We start from the raw sequence: 17,113 nt of genomic DNA, 5'->3' as shown, positions 1-17,113 counted from the left end.
CATGTCGGCAATTCTCGGCCTGATCCTAGGCGTGGTGGCGGGCATCTTCCTCAAGCCCGACATTCCCATTGTCCTGCAGCCTTATTTGCCCATCATGGTGGTGGCCGCCCTGGATGCCCTGATGGGCGCAGTCCGCTCCTACTTCGAACGCAGTTTCTCGGACCGGGTCTTCGTGGTTTCCTTCATCTCCAATGTGATCACGGCCACTCTTCTGGTCTTCCTGGGCAACCAGCTGGGCGTGGGTTCTCAGCTGTCCACGGCCGTCATTGTGGTTCTGGGCATCCGGATCTTCTCCAACGTTTCCGCTATTCGACGGTTCATTTTCAAGGGGTGAGCATATGAGACACACCCTGAGGAAGAAGCGCGACGAGGGAATGCCCAAGAGCATTCCGCCTAGGAGGCCCGGACGGGTCAGGGCTCCAGCCGACGATACGCAGACCGGTGCTTTTCCGGTGGTTCGCCGTCGGCCTCTGCGCACCCTCAATTCCAACGCCACCAGGGTCAGACTGGTTACCAGCGTCCTGGTGGCCCTTATGTGCGCCCTGTTGGGTTTCGGGTATGCGGTCCAGGTGCACAATAACCAGTCCTCCTACCAGAGTCTGTCCGAGGAGGAGCTGGTACGGGTGCTGGACGAGACCAGCAACCAGGTCGATAAGCTGGAGGAGCGCAAGAGCCAGCTCAACCAGCAGCTGACCTCCATCAAGTCAGCCGCCGACAAGCAGAAGGAGGCCGCCCGCATAGCCCAGCAGAATGAGCAGAGCAGCGGCATCCTGGCCGGACGGCTGCCTGCCCAGGGCAGGGGAGTGGTGGTAACGGTCACCGAGGACAGTGACCGGGTGGACGCCTCTACCATGTTCAATCTGATCGAAGAACTGCGCAACGCTGGCGCCGAGGTCATATCCTTCAACGATGTCCGGGTGGTTACCAGCACCTATCTGCTGGACACCCGCACCGGTCTGCAATGCGACCACGCCAAGCTGCGCAGCCCCTACATTGTCAAGGCCATCGGGGATCCGGACAGCCTGCAGAATGCCGTTCAGATCGCCGGGGGAGTGGGTTCGCGGATCAAGGTGCAGTTCCATGCGACCGTATCCGTGGAGCAGTCAAATAGTGTCAGAATCGACCAGGTTCGACGCGTGCAGGACTACCAGTATGCAAAGCCTGTAGAATAGACAATTATGACAGATCCTATTCCCACTGCGGGCGAGACGACCATCATCGGCATGCCGGCCCTGAACATTCCAGTCACCTCCAACGGTGACCGTCCACTGACCAAGGACGACCTGGAGACCATGGCGCGATTGCCTGAGGGCACAGCCCTGCTGATCTCTACCAGGGGAGCGGTGTCAGGATCGCGTTATCTGTTGGACGAGGATCAGGTCAGCGTGGGTCGCGATCCGAAGGCGGACATTCTGTTGGACGATTCGACAGTCTCCAGAGCGCACGCCATATTCGTGCGGACTGACCATGGTTTTCGGGTCGAGGATACTGGCAGCCTCAACGGCACTTATGTCAACCGCGAACGCGTGGACCAGGCCGACCTGCACAACGGCGACGAGATCATGATCGGCAAGTTCAGGCTGGTATATTTCGATAATCGGGCAGTCATCGCCAAGAACTGACAGGGGGCACGGCATGGCCGAAGAGTTGCCGACGCTGGTGCAGGGGGAACTCTTTTCGCCTGAGCAGGCCGAGGGCACGACCCGGGGCTACCGGGGAACGGTTGCGGCCAAGGTGGCCGGCATTACCTATCGGCAGCTGGATTATTGGGCCCGCAAGCGAATCGTCGAGCCGTCGATCAAGGCCTCGCACGGATCAGGCTCCCGCAGGCTCTATTCCTTCAAGGATGTGGTCATCCTGGCCGTCCTCAAACGCCTCTTGGATGCCGGTGTCAATTTGGTCAATGCCACGAACACGGTGAACTATCTTGAGCGCCGGACCGTCGGTCAACTTGAGCATGTGACTGTGGTCTGCGATGGTGATCAGGTCACAGAATGCTCAGGACCCGATCAGGTCTTTGCGCTGATGCAGTCCGGGCGTGCCGTTTTTGCTATCTCTGTGGGTGCTATCTGGCATCGTATGGATCTGGAGCTGCAGACCTGCGACCACGTGGATTTGACTACTGGACAGCTGACCCCGGGTCTGCCTGAGCGACCTATCGACGAACTGACGGCCATGCGTCTGCGCCAGCGCCTGGAGCAGCAGCACGAGCAGCGCCAGCGGGCTGCCTGATTGTCGCGATGGCGAACTGGACCAGGGGAGAAAATAACAGGTAATTTGACATAACGTACATTATCGGCTTAGTAGGTCACGATTGCGATTTTTCCGGTTTTCCAGCGATTTCACGGCAAATCAGTTATAGCCACTTGGTGAAGTTGCATTGGCCACCCGAGATCACCCGGGTGGCCAATGCAAAATGAGATACAGTTCTGGCGACTCAGTGCTGAGTCTGATTGTTGCCGAAGTACTCGTCAGCCGCTTGGCACAGTTGGTCGACCTGGTCGATGACTCGGTAGCAGCCATGGGACTCAAGTTCCCCGGGTTCGGCATAGCCCCAGCTGCATCCTAGGCAGTCCAGACCGGTTTCCAGGGCGCCATCGGCATCAGTCCAGCGGTCGCCGACCATCAGGGCACGGTCGCCGAGCGTAGCATCGAAACCAATATTCTCCAGAGCGTAGGTGATGACCTGGGCCTTGGTGATCCTTGTGGAGTCCTTGCTGGCTCCATAGACGCCATCTACCAAGGGTGTCAGACCGAAATGGTCACAGACCGGCAGAGCTTGATACTCGGGTTTGCAGGTAGCTACGGCCAGGGTCAGACCATGATTGCGCATTCGATTCAGCTGTTCGGGAATGCCGTCGAAAACCTCGGCGAGTAGACGTCCAGGAATGTGCTGGCCAGGATGTTCCGGATCCTCGAATGCTGCTATCCCGCTGTAATAGTGGCGATAGATCTGTACGCCCTTATCGATGTCCTCAGATCTGACCTTGTTGCGTCGCAACGATTCGCTGACCGCCGGTCCGATGAATCGGCGCAGCTCTGCATCTTCGGGCACGGGATAACCAAGCTCTTTGAACGTTTGCACCACGGAGGCAATAATGCCTGGATGCGAGGCTGTCAGGGTGCCGTCCAGATCCAGCAGAACCAGGCGGCGCGGTGATTTACTCATAGTCAGGGAACCATCCTTCGCGGTGCATTTTCAGGCGCTTGTCAAGCACGGCCTTGAGCTCGTCCTCCGACCGACGCTCCAGCAGCATGTCCCAGTGGGTCCTGGTCGGTTTGCCGGTCTTGCCGGACTCCTGCTCGTCATGTCCCTCAAGGTGAGCGATCTGCCCGCAGCGGCACTCCCACTCCTGCGGCACCTCAGCGCCTTCAGCCAAGGGCAGGATAGTCCGATGGCCCTTGGGGCAGACATAGGCGACCTCGCTGCGTGCAGCAAAATCCACATTCTGATCGGATTCCAGGGACTTCGCCCCAATACTCATGCCGCGAAGACTGCGCTCTGCCATGATTCCTCCATACTCGTGTCCGTCACTGCCTCCAAGCTACAGAACAGTGTTGACCTGAAACTTATTCCCTGATTGGGCCCGTGTTCACTCCACGCCGGTGTAAGCCACAATGCCGCGATTGACCTGGTCGGCGGCGATGCTGGCAGTCCTGGCCAGATGATGCCCTCCCCTGCCCAGGTAGGGCTCTACCTGGACGATCTGGGTGAGCACATCGGACAGGCGCTTGGCGTTGCGGACGAAGTCCCCCGCCGTCAGATCGCTGTCCCGCAGGATGGTGGTCAGCGAGTCGCCGCAGGCCCAGTCATAGATGGTCGGCCCCAAGCCAAAGTCGAGTTCAGGCGGCAACTCCAATCCAGCCTGATCGCAGCGTTCCTGCACCTGGGACCACTGACGCTTCATATCCTCCATGGCCTCAACCAGCCTGGGAGCTCGATATCCGGCCCTCTCCCCCGGCTGCTCCCCTACCCCACGACGGGATTCGTAGACCAGCCCGGAGACGGCCGCTGCAAGTTCAGCGGGCTCCAAATCGTTGAGGATGCCACGATCCAGGATCTCGGCAAGGCTCAGATCCTGTTCGCTGTAAACTCGCCGGAGCAGCTGCCCCTTCCGGGTCAGTCGGCAGTCGTCAGCATCCACGGGCCGGGTATAGTGCAGGTCGGCCAGAATCTGGCAGATCCTGTCGAACTGGCGCGAGACCGACCCTGTTTTGGACTCGTACTGTTCCCGGGTGCGCTGCAGCTCCTTGTCCATGCGGATCCACCGGTTCCCCCAGCGCAGGTGCTTGGGCAGGTTCGGGCATTGTCGGCAGGGATGGTTGCGCTCCTGCTCGCGCAGCTGGTCGATGTGCCGGTCAAGGTCTCGGAACGCCCGGTCGCGGGCCTTCTCGCTGGTGAACCTCTGCCGCTTCAGGCGGCGGCGATCGTTCTTCTGGGCTGATGAGAGGGCTGTACGGATGCGCATGAACTCGATCAGATCGCCACGGCTGCACTGGGCGGCCTTCCGGTAGTCCTCTAGGCCGCTGGTCAGGGTCTCGATGCGTTCCTCCAGCTCCGAGGCTGATCGGTTGGCCTCCCACTGAGCGAAGGAGTGGTCCAGGGTATCCCGAGCACGCGTATAGCTGGATGAGTTGAGCAGGTTGACGGCCATGTTGAAGGTGGGCCGGAAGCTGGAGTGCAGCGGGTAGACCCTTCTGCTGGACAGGGCGGCCATGGTCTTGGGACTGAAGTCCCGGTGATCGACCACTACTACATGGCCGATGTCGTCGATGCCGCGCCGGCCGGCCCGGCCGGTCAGCTGGGTGAACTCGCCGGGGGTCAGGGCCACATGGCCGGTGCCGTCGAACTTCTCCAACTTCTCGACCACGACGCAGCGGGCGGGCATGTTGATGCCCAGGGCCAAAGTCTCGGTGGCGAAGACCACCTTGAGCAGTCCTAGTTCGAACAGATGTTCGACTATCTGCCGGAAAAGGGTGACCACGCCGGCGTGATGTGCTGCAAAGCCCTGTTCCAGAGCGAAGCGGAACTGGGAGAATCCCAGCGCTTTGAGATCCTCCTTACTGAGCTGGCCGGCTGCCATGGAGTCCACGATGTGCCGTATGCGGCGGGCCTCCTCGTCGGTGGTCAGCTGCAGCCCTGCCCGGATGCACTGCTGGACTGCCTGGTCGCAGCCGGTGCGGGAGAAGATGAAGTAGATACCGGGCAGCATATCCATGAAGTCAAGCTCATCAACCACGTCGGCCCGGCTTGGACGATACCGCTCCCCCATCCGTCGCTCCGGCCTGCCGCCACGGCCATGGCGATGGTGATGCCCTTGGTCGCGGGCCTGGATGCGCTCCTGTCCGGCCTTGTCCAGCTGGGCCAGCCGGGAGACCAGGCGTGGGTTGATCTTTGGGGTCTGCCGTCCTGAGCCGTCGTGCCGATACAGGTCCAGGATCTCTGGCTCGGTGTGTCTGTCGGCCTGGACCAGGACATGCTGCTCCAGCGGCACGGGCCTGCGCTCGGAGACCACCAGATGGGTGCGTCCGCGCACCGAGGAAATCCAGTCGGAGAATTCCTCCACGTTGGATACGGTGGCCGACAGCCCCACAATGCGGGTGGAGGCCGGAAGATGGATGATGACCTCCTCCCAGACGGGCCCCCGGAAGCGGTCGGCCAGATAGTGGACCTCGTCCAGGATCACGTACTTCAGTGCCGTCAGGGTGGAGGACTGCTCATAGAGCATGTTGCGCAGGACCTCGGTGGTCATGACCACGATGTCCGCCTCCGAGTTGATGGAGGTGTCGCCGGTCAGCAGCCCCACCCGGTCCTCGCCATAGCGGTCGACCAGGTCATGGTATTTCTGGTTGCTCAGCGCCTTGATGGGGGTGGTGTAGAAGGTCTTGACATTCTGCTCCTGGGCCAGGAATACTGCGAAATCAGCCACGATGGTCTTCCCGGCGCCGGTAGGGGCAGCCACCAGGACGTTGTCGCCATCCTCCAGGGCGGTGATGGCCTCCAGCTGGAAGTTGTCCAAGGGGAAGGGCAGCTTGGACTGAAAGCGTGCTGGAGCTCCGGTCATGCGTTTGCGGTGACGACTGAAACGGGCGTAGCGTTCCGCCGGCCCCGGTTCGGATGTTGATGAATCCTGTCCGTGGTGACGATGACCTGACATGTTCCTCCAAGAATCACTGATTGAACTGCTTCCACCGCCGCCAGATGCGACCGTGGTTCCTCCTGCGTTGCTCCTTGCGCTCCAGCACCATGGCATGGGCCTGGCTGTATCGCTCGGTTGACTGCGACAGGGGCAGGGCGAAGGACGGACCCTTCGTTCTATCCGTCGCCTGGGACTGCCCTGCCGCCGGAGGTTGGGGCATGTGCCGGTTCAGATCTTCTGAGACCCGTCCTATGGAGCGGCTGGCTGCCATGGCGTGACGGATGGCGTAGACGGCTCCGCCGATCAGCATGGCCAACATGAAGATCACCAGAAGGATCCAGATCCATCCAGGCATGGAACTCCTCTCCGACCGGGACTAGTGCCGGTCCTGCTCCTTGTCGTGAGCGTCGCTGATGGTGATCTCGCGCTGGGCACGTGCCAGAATCATAGTGCGCAGGGTCTTGGGCGCCACTGCGGTGATGTGCTTGGCATGGGCGATGCAGAAGGCCACGAACCAGGAGTCCGAGGAGACGGTCAGGTGGACTTTCTGTCCTGATCCGCAGGGCTCCACCGAGGCGCCCGGCAGGGACTTGATGTAGGGCAGGTCAGGACGGTCGGTGATGAAGACCGCAGCCGTGCCGTTGTCGAAGGACCATTTGCGCAGCTCGCTGACCGGCACATCCGGGAACTCCACCTTATGGCTGGGCTTGACGATGGTCGCATGCTCGATTCTGGCGATTCGCAGAACCTGCCACTGCCTGTTGCGTCCGGTGCCCTGCTTGAGGTGGCGGCTGGAATCCGAGGGAGCGTCCGCAGCCTCAGTGCCTTCCGCTGCGTCGCCGATATCGGTCCAGGCGGCGACATAATAGACGCCCTCGTCCACGAAGATCTTGGCAGGTGCCACCACTTTGCGGCGGGTTCGGCCGGCAGCATCCGTGTACTCCATATCCAGCAAGGATTCGGTCTTGATGGCCCGGCGAACCACCGAGAAGCTCTTGGGTTCGGTCTCGTACCCGGTAAGGGAGAGCCAGGGAGTCACGCCCGGCCCCACATGCGTGCGCAGGCGCTGGTAGAGCGACTCGGCCTGGGTGCGGGACTGCTCGGGCAGCAGGGGCGAATGGGCCAGATAGTTGAGCGAGGCGGTCAGCATGCTCAGGTACTGGGGAGAAATGCCGGCCAGCCGTTCCAGCCCCAGCGAATTAGTGGCCGAGACAATGCCGCTGTCATCCAGCAGGGACCAGTCGATGTCGAAGAACTGGCTGCCGGCCATCTCCCCGTCGTCCGAGACCGTGGTCAGGGTGTTGATGTCCTTGTGGATTGTGTTGACGTACTTGCGCAGCTCTTCCTTGCTGTTGGGGTGGCCGATGAAGCGCTCGGCCAGCTCGGCCAGGGAGAACTCCTCGCCCAGGTGTGCGGACAGGAAAAGCATGAGCCGCAGGCGGCGGTCCACCTCGGATCCGGTCTGGAAGGAGGATGCGCTGGCTCGGCGGGCGTGCCTGAGGTCGGTATCGTCGTCGCTGAGGTCGGTGGCGAAGTGCTCGACGCTGGTCCGGGCGATCTCAGGGGAAATGACGGTTGCTGCGCCAGGGCTCTGCGACTCGTCGGCAAGCTTGAAGCGGGTGGCTGCATCCAGACGACGCCGGAAAGCATCTGCGGCCTCCTGCGGGCTGACGATGGAGGCATCGGGGTGTTCCAGGACGAACATGGCCAGATCGTCCGAATCGGCATAGGCCACGTTCAGGTTCTCCCCGTCCACGTCCACCGTGGCGGCGAAGCGGCGGGAGTCGATGACCTTGACCAGATTGTCGGGAATGCGCTGGGTACCCAGTCCAGGAGCTATGGAATCCAGACCCAGACCAGGGATGGGTACCTGCGGCACCCGAGGAGTGGTGCGCGAGGCCGGGCGGACCGGCTCTTCGCATGCCTCCTGGGACATGGCGATGGATCGGGCCAGATAGTTGGCTGCGGCCAGTACCGGCATGTCCTCCTGGTTGAAGTGCATACGGATGCGGGGCTCATCCCCCAGCTGCAGACGGTAGGAGGCGAAATCCTGGCCTTCGGACTTGGAGGAGTATTCGGGCTGACGGGATTCGATGGCGATCCCCATGGCTGCCAGCTTGGCCCGGTCACGCTGGAACTGCTTGGCAAAGGCGGCCTTGGCGGCCTGATCGGCCAGCTCACCGTAAGAGTCGGCATAGGCCTTGACCCGCTGCGCTATCTGCCGAGAAGTCAACCATTGAGGGAAAGCGGACGATAAGACGGCCAGGACATCGAGTTCGTGTTTGCCCCACTTATCTGAGAAACGCCGTCTTCCGTTCGTACCTTCTGCCATCAGTCCTCGCGTATCGTTAAAATTTTGACTGTTAGTGCGCCTAACGCACATCTGTCTATCATAGATTCATTTTTAGGAACGTGGGAGCCAAACGCTCAAATACGGTCCCTTTTCTTGACAGGCTGAACCTTCTTGCGCCTGGCTTTAGACCCACTCGTCCGGTTCGATACCCTGGGGTCCCACATACTGGCCATTGGGCACATATGAGGAACGCCCCAGGTCGCTCAGATGGGCATCCGCATACAAGGTCACATCCCTGCCGAAGGTCCAGTCCCCTTCGATGGTGACCGAGTTGGCAGCCGCCAGGCTGGGAACCCCGTAGGGGAAGCGCTCATCGAAGTCGGCGATGTACTTGTAGTAGCGTTCGTCCAGTTGGACGTTGGGGAAATCGTAGTTGCCATCCTCCATCTCGTAGGAGTCGGTCAGGTGGAAACGGTCGGAGCGCATGATGAACAGGTCGTCGGTGGTCTTGACGGGCAGGAAGCGCATGCGGTCCACCTGCACGCAGATGGCTCCCTCGAAGAGCGTGGCGGCGGAACCCATGGCGGTCTCCAGTTGCACCACGGGTCTGGTGGAAGGGTCGGTGGGATCGACGGTCTTGCGGTTTTCAATAATGGGCAGGGGCAGCACCCCGTCGTATTCGGCCAGCTTGTCACGCAAGGCATCGACCCGGACCCAGATGCTGTTGGTGTTGAAGTAGGGATGCTTGCGGATGGACATGGCCGAGCTGCGGTCGTGCGGATCCACCTGGGACATCTCTCGCAGGATGAGGCGTCCGGTGGCCTTGTCGATGACGATGTGGCCGCCCTTGCGGTCAGCCTCAGTCCGCTCGGCCACTTCGATCATGAAAGGCGCTCCGGACTGTGCGAAATAACCGGCCAGGGTCCTTGAAGGCCTGGCGCCCAGGTTGTCGGAGTTGGAGATGAACAGGTAGTCGATCCCTTGCTCCTTGAGTGTGTCCAAAAGGCCGGTCTCCCAGATGGTCGAGAAGATGTCGCCGTGGCCGGGAGGGCACCATTCCAGGTCGGGCTTGGCTGGGAAGTCGACCGGACGACCAGTGTCGGCATCGATCTTGGGTTCGATGTGCTGAATGATCTCCATGGGCACATCATGCTGAACGAAGCGGCGGTCCTGCTTGACCACGCGCATGGTGTCTCGTGAGGTGCGGAAGGAGTTCATGAAGATCAGCGGCAGGGGTACCCCTAGGCGTTTGCGGGCCGTCAGCACCTGGCCCATGATGATGTCCAGGAAGCGCATCCGACGGGCCTTGTGGCGACGGATGGGCAGCAGGGACTTGGCCTTCTCCAGGCCCATGGAGGTGCCCAACCCACCGTTGAGCTTGATGAAGGCGGTGCGGGAGAACGCGTCCAGGGCCATGTCCATATCCATGGCGTCGTGGATGTCTTTGGTACGGGGCACATCCTTGAGCGGGGTGATGTCCTTTTCACGCACGCAGGCTTTGGCATCTCCCCGTTCCCAGGTTTCGTAGAGGTGCCTGAACTGGTTGATGGAGACTTCGCTCATGCCCTTGTCACGCATCTTTGCGGCCGAAAGGTCGAAAACGTCTGTGCTCATGAAACCCCTTCCGGGCTGGGACGACTTGCGGCCGACGCGGGTTGCGCCGACCGTTCAGAATAATGATAGCAAGTCGATCATGGGGCTCGGTCTGTCTGCACTAGTCTGCCGGGACTCGCCGGGCCATTGTCGGCCCGGTGACGCTGTGCTACTATCTCTACTCGGTGCTGATGCACCGTCGGGCCGTAGCGCAGTTTGGTAGCGCACTTGACTGGGGGTCAAGGGGTCGCGGGTTCAAATCCCGCCGGCCCGACCAAGTAGCAACAATTCCAAGGTCTTAGGTCTTGGAATTATTTGTAGTTCCAGGCCCTTTGATACCTATTTGCATATATTCGTCGCTTCGCTCGTTCTTCACGTTTCCCTTCATTCGCCAGCTGTGAGTTCATGATCGGCCAGAAGATCTTCGGGGTCGGCGTTGAGCTGAGCGTAAGCCGTCATCAGCTTCTTTCTCAGAGTCCACGGCAACGCGGCCGCGCCTTCCCTTGATGCTGATGGTCTCTGCGGATGCATTCCTGCGCTAATACAGGCGCAAGTTCTCTACGCCATCCTCCTCCATCCAATCACGTAGGTCATGGAGTCAACCTGGATCAGTTGACGTTTGTGGCTGGCTTCGGCCTGGCGGACGGTCAGGGTTGAGGTCGCCGGTATCCTCCTGTTCTGTGCAGAACCACAAAGGAGCGTACCCAGGGCAACTGCGGGAGTCTGGTAGAGGGTCATAATCAAATCCACCGCCCTGTGTCTGGTCCGAGATGTCATCTCGTTGAGTGCCGTGTACGCTCAGCCTTAGCTCTGAGCGGCAATCGAGTCTTGAAGTTTTGCGTTCGGCGCCCGCACGATGTAAAGTTATTGCTGTTAGAAGCCGCCACTGCCTCTACTGCCTTTCGGGGTGGAACGCATACTATGGCGGTACTTTTTTACCTGGAGGGCGCATGGCATCCACAACCGTAGCCAAGCTGCCCCCATACCCCAGCCACCCGTACCGCAGTTCCATGGACCTGGCCCAGCTCCTTGTGGACAACGGGCTGACGGGTATCAGCGTCCAGGACCTTGCCGGGCGAATAGACCTGGTCGGCTACTACCGCCTCAAGGGTTACTGGTATCCGTTCCTCACCCCTGTGGCAGGTGCCAGAAAACGCAAACTGCCCTTCCTGTCCCGCACGTCCTGGGATTCCATCTGGGAACGCTACGTGTTCGACCAGGAATTGCGCACCATCGTCTTCGACGGCATCGTCGGCATCGAGGTCCATCTCAAAAGCTACATGGCATCAGAGCTGGCCAAGGCAACTGGGCCGTTCGGCTATACCGCGCCGGATGGCCTGCCCGGGCTCAGCCCCGAGGAACACAGGAACGCGATCGCCAATATCACCAGCGACTACCAGCGGTCGTCGCTGCCTCAGCTACGACATTTCAGAGCCACGTATTCCGATCCGCTGCCGCCCATCTGGATGCTGGTGGACTGCCTTTCCTACGGTGATTTCAAGAAGATCTTCTACAAGGGCGCCGATCCTTCAATCAAACGGCAGTTGGCACTGCAGCTTGGCATCATGTCCAACAAGCCCGGCGTCAGCAACGAGAAACTGCTGCGCGACTGGCTGGAAAACATTCGAATCGCCCGCAACAAGACCGCCCATCACGACCGCTTCTGGAACTGCATCGACCCCAAGATGACACCCATCAAGCCCAAGCTGTACCCCAACGACGCTACTTGGTGGGGCAACCAATGGGAGCCCTTCCGCCGGCCGGAGTCAAAAGGCCCGGCTGGATTCCTGACCATGGAGCACTACCTGCTGAACCAGCTAGGCATCACCTACTGGCGCAACAACTTCGTGGGACTGATGAACCGTTACCCAGGCATCCCCCTGAAACACATGGGCTTCCCGGACAACTGGCAGTCACTGCCCATCTGGCAGTGAAGCCTGCACCCTTTTCACCCAATAATACTGCGACTAGAATAGGCAGGCAGTTTTGGCGTATAGCCTTATTCCAGGCTCGTATTGAGGGGCAAGCTGGTTCCGGTCGCGTGGCGACCGGAACCAGTGCGGCAGCAGTATGGTCGAGCTGATCCAGCTCGGCGGGGTTTCGGGGCGGCGGCCCCGATACAAGCTTTGCTGCCCACCTAAGTCAGATGGCTTTTCACAGAAAGTAGGACATACCCGAACCACTAGATCGCAGGCCACCACCATTTGGGCAGCGCACGGTTCCATAGTGTTATCGCTGGCCATGTCTCAATAATGCAAGATTCACCGATAGTAATCTCAAAGAGGATTCCATCAGAACCTCAACCAGTCATCCAGCTCCTCTGCTCGTTCTCATGTCCGGCTTGTCAAAGCTCTCCCCTGCCAAGCAACCCACCAACCCTGCGATGTGCGACCACTTCACCAGGAGCTGATGGACACGGACTTCACCGACACCCACCACTTCGAGGTGCCGGTCACCTTCTGTGAGGGCAGACAGGACCACCACGTCTCCTCCGCCGTCGCCCGCGACTGGTACGAGACAATCGACAGCCCCAAAAGCTGGCACTGGTTCGATCGCTCCGGCCACTTCCCCCAATGGGAGGAACCCGACCGCTTCCTGGGATGTGTGCTGCAAGACTTAAGTCAATAACTGATCGCAGAACCGGAATCCTTTTTTTGCCGAGAAAGCACTTCCTCAATATGCTTTTACTGCTGCTCTGCCACAAGCTGTCAGCTACTGTAGACTCGTCTATATGCTCCAAGTAATTACGAGGAATCCCCTGGAAGATAAGGGCGAAGCACAATACCGTCAGCTGGTGAGAGTGGGACATAAACTACTGAGTGTCGCGGTGTTCGGGGACACACATGGTAGCGTCCCGAAACTGGTGCTGCTTTCAGGGTGTGGAACCCCTTCCCCTCTGTATGATTTCAAGGCTCTCATTACTAGACTGCAAAACTCATACTGTCTGATTGTGGTGGAGAAGTCCGGGTACGGGTTTAGTGACTGGTCTCGGGACCCCAGAGATATCGACACGATGTTGGATGAGACCAGGGCGGCGCTGCACGGGGCCGGAGTGACTGGGCCCTATGTGCTCCTCCCCCACTCAATGTCTGGGCTTGAAGCACTTTACTGGACCAAGAAGTACCCTGCCGAGGTGGAGGCCATCATCGGATTGGATATGGCCACGCCACAGGCTTATGAGACGCGCAACCTGGTGCCTCCCGCCGCAGCCACAGCACTGTTGGGCGCCCTTTGCCGGACAGGACTTCCTCGTCTCCTGCCCAGACTGACCGCGGACCAGTCACCCGCCATCAAAGCAGGAAATTTGTCTGCTGAAGATAAGGCGGTCTACCGGACCCTCTTCTTCAAGAACTTCATGGATCCAGACATCCAGCGAGAGATCAACACGGTCAACGCCAACGCCCGCAAGGTTGCGGAAGCTGGATTGCCACAGATCAAGATGCTGCAACTGGTTTCCAACGGGAAAGGCACTGGCTTCAGCAAGGATGAGTGGCGATCCATCCAAGAATCCTTCAAAGCGCAGCAAGGTAACTCACAGATACGGTATTTCGATGCCCCTCATTATCTCCACGACTATGTGCCTGAAAAAATGTCCGAGGCCATCAGGGATTTTATAAGCGGAAAACCTGACCGATCCAGCAAGGTTATCCGGCACACACTTACATCTCATCCCTGAATCAGTTCCAAGCAATCTCATTTTATGCAGTCAGACGATTTTTGTGCCAATGTCATCAGACACTTCCTTCTGGCTAATCCAATCGGGCACATTTCGGGCACATCGCTACCCATAAGTACCCGTATCAGCTTGCATCAGTTCATACTTGGAATCTGCTAGAATTGGCAGTATTCCTTGGATAGTTAGCAGCAGTTAAAGGCAGCTCGCATGTACCAGAACAGCGGCTTATCTTACAAGGGGTCGCGGGTTCAAATCCCGCCGGCCCGACCAAATAGCAACGATTCCAAGGTCTTAGGCCTTGGAATTATTTGTAGTTCCAGGCCCTTTGATACCTATTTGCATATATTCGTCGCTTCGCTCGTTCTTCATGTTTCCCTTCATTCGCCAACTGTGAGTTCATGATCGGTCAGAAGATCTTCGGGGTCGGCGTTGAGCTGAGCGTAAGCCGTCATCAGCTTCTTTCTCGGAGTCCCCGGCAACGCGGCCGCGCCTTCCCTTGACGCTGATGGTCTCTGCGGATGCATTCCTGGGCTAATACAGGCGCAAGTCCTCTATGCCATCCTCCTCCATCCAATCACGTAGGTCGTGGTAGTCAACCTGGATCAGTTGACGTTTGTGGCTGGCTTCGGCCTGGCGGACGGTCAGGGTTGAGGTCGCCGGTATCCTCCTGTTCTGTGCAGAACCACAAAGGAGCGTACCCAGGGCAACTGCGGGAGTCTGGTAGAGGGTCATAATCAAATCCACCGCCCTGTGTCTGGTCCGAGATGTCATCTCGTTGAGTGCCGTGTACGCTCAGCCTTAGCTCTGAGCGGCAATCGAGTCTTGAAGTTTTGCGTTCGGCGCCCGCACGATGTAAAGTTATTGCTGTTAGAAGCCGCCACTGCCTCTACTGCCTTTCGGGGTGGAACGCATACTATGGCGGTATTTTTTTACCCGGAGGGCACATGGGATTCACAACTGCAACCAAGTTGCCCACATACCCCAGCCATCCTTATCGCGACTCTGCAGACCTGGCCCAACTGCTTCTGGATAACGGGTTGACAGGCATCGGCGTGCAGGACCTTGCGGATCGTTTGGAATTGGTAGGCTATTATCGCCTCAAGGGCTACTGGTATCCTTTCCTTACTCCTATGGTGGGTAGCAGTAAACGAAAGTTGCCCTTTCTTTTGAAGACTGCTTGGGACCCCATTTGGGAACGGTACGTGTTCGACCAGGAACTACGCAACATCGTCTTCGATGGCATCGTCAGCATCGAGGTCTTTCTCAAAAGCTACATGGCTGCCGAACTTGCCAAAGCAACGGGTCCGTTCGGTTACCTTGAGCCTGCCGGTCTGCCTGGACTCAGCACCGAAGAGCATAAGAGTGCGATTGCCGGCATAGCCAAGGACTATGAGCGATCTTCGCTGCCACAGCTTAAGCATTTCAAGAGCACCTACTGCGACCCGCTGCCGCCCATTTGGATGATAGTGGATTGCCTGTCCTACGGCGATTTCAAGAAGATCTTCTACAAGGGTGCTGACGCTGCCATCAAACGCAGGTTGGCCTTGCAACTGGAAATCATGTCGAACAAGCCCGGTGTCGGCAATGAGAAATTGTTGCGCGGTTGGCTCGAGAATATCCGTGTTGCCCGCAACAAGACCGCCCACCATGACCGCTTCTGGAACTGCATAGACCCGAAGATGACACCCATCAAACCCAAGCTGTATCCCGCAAATGCCGACTGGTGGGGTAACGAATGGGAGCCCTTCCGCCGACCGGAGTCGAAAGGCCCTGCAGGATTCCTGACCATGGAACACTTCCTCCTGAAGCAACTGGGCGTCACTCATTGGCGTACAAACTTCATAGACCTGATGAACCGCTATCCTGGCATTCCACTCAAACCAATGGGCTTCCCGGACGACTGGCAAAAGCTGCCCATATGGCAATAGAGTCTTCTATCTTCTCTATTTAAAATGCGCGGTTTTGATTTCTCAATATGTATGTCATATTAGTACTAATATCCTCAAACAGATGCCGTCGTTAAGCGCTGAAACAGTATTAAGTGGTAACTCTGTCCGTGGCACTTTTTGAGCGGCAAGCTATCTACAGTTGCGTAGTGGCCGAGAACACTGCGGCATTGACTGCGGATATTTGGTGCAGCTGTATCAGCGAACATTGAGAAATCCTCATGATTCTTTTTAAAGAGTCCAATCAGTTTATAAAGATAAGTTTGAGGAATAGCCCAAGAAGCCGCTGTTTACTATGAGTCATGAACACAGCGAACATTCTCCAAAGAAACATTAGTGGGCAGTCCTATGTGCCTGACAGGCGCTCTTCTGGCAACAGGCAAATCCCAGAGGGTGAGGTTGATTCGCCTATCTACTACGGCAGCCCAGCCGCGGTCGACGCCGATATTGTCATTCCCATATATAACGAGGAAGTTCAGCTGGCTGACTCCGTTTCCACCTTATGCAGCTTTCTGGATCGTCACGCCAGAGATCTGACACCCTTTAGCTGGAATATCGTGATTGCAGACAACGCCAGCACAGATGCCAGTTGGCAGATAGCCAAGGCTTTGTGTAACTGGTGTCCCAATCAGGTACGCGCTTTGCACCTCGCAAGAAAAGGCCGCGGGTACGCCCTGAAACAGGCCTGGCTCAGCTCCAGGGCGGCAGTCGTCGCATATATGGATGTGGATCTATCCACCGATATCGGCTCTACGGGCAGTCTTATTCTTCCCCTGCTTCAGGGCGGGGCTGACATCGCCTTTGGCTCGCGTCTTATGCCCCAATCTCAGGTCACCCGCTCCCCCAAACGTGAATTCATTTCGCGCACCTACAACCTCATGCTCCGCTCATATCTGGCGGTCTCCTTTCATGATGCCCAGTGCGGTTTCAAGGCCCTTACTGCCCAGGCTGCACATGTCCTGCTGCCTCAGGTGAAGGATGACGAGTGGTTCTTCGATACGGAGCTGCTTGTACGAGCCCAGCAGGCTGGGATGACCATGCTGGAGCTTCCTGTTCGCTGGGTGGAGGATACAGGCTCGACGGTCGACATTCCAGACACGGTGAAGAAGGATCTGGAAGGCATGCACCGGGTCAGGGAGGGTATGGAGGCCCGAGCGGTCGAGGGGCTTCGCGTCGACCTGGACTCCCCTGCCGTCTGGGACCAGATCCGCCAGCATGAGTTGCGCGGATCCCTCTTGCCTGCAGAAGAGGAGGATTCGCATTCACATATGCGGAATCCAGGCAAAGAAGCTGCCGCTTGCTGAGCGGCTGACAGCAAACGAAATCTCATACAGAAAGAGCAAACTTCACCTATCATGAACGCTTCATTGGCTTCTCACAGCAGCTATGGCTTCTCACAGCATTCAAAGACTTTCGATCCGCCACGATCAACAAACGCAGATGCAGTTGCTGATGAGCACGCTTC

At 58.5% G+C, this 17,113-nt stretch carries 15 protein-coding genes and 1 tRNA gene; 10 read left to right on the top strand and 6 right to left on the bottom strand.

From position 1 onward, the window contains the following. Nucleotide 1 precedes the first annotated feature (1 nt). The 4 genes from ACUIAH_RS02645 to ACUIAH_RS02630 are packed head-to-tail and all read left to right on the top strand — an operon-like array spanning nucleotide 2 to nucleotide 2,232. A complete protein-coding gene (locus ACUIAH_RS02645; RefSeq protein WP_015021764.1) occupies nucleotides 2–334 on the top strand; it encodes a small basic family protein in 333 nt (110 codons plus the stop codon). A 4-nt stretch (nucleotides 335–338) separates the two neighbouring features. After that, entirely contained in the window at nucleotides 339–1,172 is an 834-nt protein-coding gene (locus tag ACUIAH_RS02640) for a DUF881 domain-containing protein (protein ID WP_101432310.1), read from the top strand. 6 nt (nucleotides 1,173–1,178) lie between these two features. Then, nucleotides 1,179–1,622: an FHA domain-containing protein gene (locus ACUIAH_RS02635; protein WP_024627697.1), complete on the top strand. Its 444-nt coding sequence runs from the start codon at nucleotides 1,179–1,181 to the stop codon at nucleotides 1,620–1,622. A 13-nt stretch (nucleotides 1,623–1,635) separates the two neighbouring features. Next, nucleotides 1,636–2,232 (top strand): MerR family transcriptional regulator, encoded by a 597-nt coding sequence (locus ACUIAH_RS02630; protein ID WP_306222123.1) that lies wholly within the window; start codon nucleotides 1,636–1,638, stop codon nucleotides 2,230–2,232. Nucleotides 2,233–2,437: 205 nt separating this feature from the next. On the opposite strand, the gene ACUIAH_RS02625 is transcribed toward ACUIAH_RS02630, so the two are convergent. From ACUIAH_RS02625 to ACUIAH_RS02600, 6 genes are all read right to left on the bottom strand, one after another. Further along, complete coding sequence (locus tag ACUIAH_RS02625) at nucleotides 2,438–3,169, bottom strand: HAD hydrolase-like protein (RefSeq protein ID WP_445341323.1); 732 nt, start codon at nucleotides 3,167–3,169, stop codon at nucleotides 2,438–2,440. Beyond that, entirely contained in the window at nucleotides 3,162–3,509 is a 348-nt protein-coding gene (locus ACUIAH_RS02620) for an RNA polymerase-binding protein RbpA (RefSeq protein WP_024627700.1), read from the bottom strand. Before ACUIAH_RS02620 ends, ACUIAH_RS02625 begins: the two co-directional genes overlap by 8 nt. Nucleotides 3,510–3,593: 84 nt before the next feature. Beyond that, entirely contained in the window at nucleotides 3,594–6,158 is a 2,565-nt protein-coding gene (locus tag ACUIAH_RS02615; protein WP_445341322.1) for a DEAD/DEAH box helicase, read from the bottom strand. A 13-nt stretch (nucleotides 6,159–6,171) separates the two neighbouring features. After that, nucleotides 6,172–6,495 (bottom strand): hypothetical protein, encoded by a 324-nt coding sequence (locus ACUIAH_RS02610; RefSeq protein WP_445341321.1) that lies wholly within the window; start codon nucleotides 6,493–6,495, stop codon nucleotides 6,172–6,174. Nucleotides 6,496–6,516: 21 nt separating this feature from the next. Beyond that, nucleotides 6,517–8,472, bottom strand: coding sequence for a helix-turn-helix transcriptional regulator (locus tag ACUIAH_RS02605; RefSeq protein WP_445341320.1), 1,956 nt, complete (start codon nucleotides 8,470–8,472; stop codon nucleotides 6,517–6,519). A gap of 144 nt (nucleotides 8,473–8,616) precedes the next feature. After that, nucleotides 8,617–10,047, bottom strand: coding sequence for a UTP--glucose-1-phosphate uridylyltransferase (locus ACUIAH_RS02600; RefSeq protein WP_445341319.1), 1,431 nt, complete (start codon nucleotides 10,045–10,047; stop codon nucleotides 8,617–8,619). A gap of 179 nt (nucleotides 10,048–10,226) precedes the next feature. Between ACUIAH_RS02600 and ACUIAH_RS02595 the strand changes: the two genes are divergently transcribed. The 6 genes from ACUIAH_RS02595 (at nucleotide 10,227) to ACUIAH_RS02570 (ending at nucleotide 16,952) form a co-directional block, all read left to right on the top strand. Then, a tRNA-Pro gene (locus ACUIAH_RS02595) sits at nucleotides 10,227–10,303 on the top strand. 673 nt (nucleotides 10,304–10,976) lie between these two features. After that, nucleotides 10,977–11,960: an Abi family protein gene (locus ACUIAH_RS02590; protein ID WP_045924387.1), complete on the top strand. Its 984-nt coding sequence runs from the start codon at nucleotides 10,977–10,979 to the stop codon at nucleotides 11,958–11,960. A 475-nt stretch (nucleotides 11,961–12,435) separates the two neighbouring features. Beyond that, on the top strand, nucleotides 12,436–12,654 hold the full coding sequence (locus ACUIAH_RS02585) for an alpha/beta fold hydrolase (protein ID WP_045924388.1): 219 nt from the start codon (nucleotides 12,436–12,438) through the stop codon (nucleotides 12,652–12,654). Between the two features lie 385 nt (nucleotides 12,655–13,039). Then, nucleotides 13,040–13,702, top strand: coding sequence for an alpha/beta hydrolase (locus ACUIAH_RS02580; protein ID WP_110412869.1), 663 nt, complete (start codon nucleotides 13,040–13,042; stop codon nucleotides 13,700–13,702). Between the two features lie 944 nt (nucleotides 13,703–14,646). Beyond that, a complete protein-coding gene (locus tag ACUIAH_RS02575) occupies nucleotides 14,647–15,630 on the top strand; it encodes an Abi family protein (RefSeq protein ID WP_445341318.1) in 984 nt (327 codons plus the stop codon). Between the two features lie 320 nt (nucleotides 15,631–15,950). After that, a complete protein-coding gene (locus ACUIAH_RS02570) occupies nucleotides 15,951–16,952 on the top strand; it encodes a dolichyl-phosphate beta-glucosyltransferase (protein WP_445341317.1) in 1,002 nt (333 codons plus the stop codon). The last annotated feature ends 161 nt before the right edge of the window (nucleotides 16,953–17,113 follow it).

It is taken from the genome of Bifidobacterium sp. ESL0820 (assembly GCF_052606235.1).
Note: the sequence above shows the minus strand (reverse complement) of the source record. Positions and strands in the feature narration are given on the sequence as shown.